1 protein-coding gene is annotated in these 643 nt (G+C 67.7%); it reads right to left on the bottom strand.

Translation table 11 applies throughout. The annotated features are described in order from the left end of the window. Positions 1 to 596: amidase family protein (locus ETD83_RS42110; protein ID WP_268920548.1), on the bottom strand; the 596-nt coding region annotated here is incomplete at its 3' end. Positions 597 to 643: the final 47 nt, after the last annotated feature.

The raw sequence follows: 643 nt of genomic DNA, 5'->3' as shown, positions 1-643 counted from the left end.
AAGGCCCCGACCCTCAACGGCGGCTGGGCCGTCGTAGGCGTCAGCACCGCATCCGCGACCTGGAAGATACGCCCGACCTTCCTCCTCAGATAGGGATCCATCCGTTTCGCCAGGGGAAGCAGCCGCCTTCCGGCCACCCGTCCGATCGTCGCCTCGATCTCCGTCCGGCGTTCCGGCCGCGCATTCGGGATCGAGTCGAGCCAATCGGCGGCGCCGGCCGTCCCGCGAGGAATGAGCCCCAGCCCCACAAGCCCATAATCGGGATCGGCGGGAAAGACTTTGTGCCCCAGATCAATCAGCCTCCGTGCGAGCCGCTCGACGGCCCCGCGAATCTCCGGATGAAGCCTCCCGCTCACTCCGAACGCCGTCCGGAAGGAAACAGCGACCCGCAACCTCCCGGGCTCCCTCCTGGCAGCCTCCACAAAAGACACCCCCGGCGGATCAATCTGATACGCATCCTCGGGATGACTCCCGCTCAACACATCGAGCAGCAGCGCCGCGTCCTCCACATTCCGCGCGAGCGGCCCCCACACGGTGATCCCATGGAACGGATCCGTCCGCGGAAACCCGGAAACCCGCCCACGCCGAGGCTTGATGCCGACCAGTCCCGTCCACGCCGCCGGAATGCGGATCGACCCGGCCC

The organism is Actinomadura soli, assembly GCF_005889715.1.
Lineage (GTDB): Bacteria > Actinomycetota > Actinomycetes > Streptosporangiales > Streptosporangiaceae > Spirillospora > Spirillospora soli.
Note: the sequence above shows the minus strand (reverse complement) of the source record. Positions and strands in the feature narration are given on the sequence as shown.